The 607-nt window shown below is 50.4% G+C and carries 1 protein-coding gene; it reads left to right on the forward strand.

The window, feature by feature from the left end:
* Window positions 1-197: 197 nt before the first annotated feature.
* A complete protein-coding gene (locus QN395_RS21415; RefSeq protein WP_323493056.1) occupies window positions 198-461 on the forward strand; it encodes a hypothetical protein in 264 nt (87 codons plus the stop codon).
* Window positions 462-607: the final 146 nt, after the last annotated feature.

The following is a 607-nucleotide window of genomic DNA, read 5'->3' on the forward strand; positions in this document are numbered from 1 at the left end:
TGACACACTAGGGTGGAAACTTTTGGACGCTGTTTCCACCCCTAATCTGGTAAGTATTGCACGCTGTTTGACAGCTGTTAGGGTCTTGTAAAGCCTTGCAGCAATTCGCTATTCCTGTGCCGGGAAACGACCCTTGGCCCACGTCAGAGTTGTACAACATGAAGGATTTGCAGCAATGGTGCCAGCTTTACGTGGACATGCTGCTCGAGGAGGTACTGCCACTATTGGATGTCTGCAGAGTAGCGTCTGGGTTGCTTGACTGCGATGATCACATCGACCGCTATCAGGTAAGGCTATGGCCGAGCCTAGCCACGCTGGCCTTGGCAAAATTTGTTGGTGCACCCGATTGGATCGGCCGGGTACAGCGGTATCGGGTTCGTCTTGCACAGTTTATGCGGCATCCGACTCCATGGAGCGAGCCGAAGATCGCTGCCTTGGCCGCGCTGCCTGATGTAACCTGATCATCCCCTATATGGCGCTGGTTACTGAATGACCATACTCCTTCCAAAACAAGCCGATTAATCTTGGTCTGCGATGATCGGACTTAAGATTTCTGAGTCAATTTATTTGGTAGAGGTCATTCAAAAAAAGACGCAAAGTAATCTTT

It is taken from the genome of Undibacterium sp. RTI2.2, assembly GCF_035018705.1.
Taxonomy (GTDB): domain Bacteria; phylum Pseudomonadota; class Gammaproteobacteria; order Burkholderiales; family Burkholderiaceae_D; genus Undibacterium.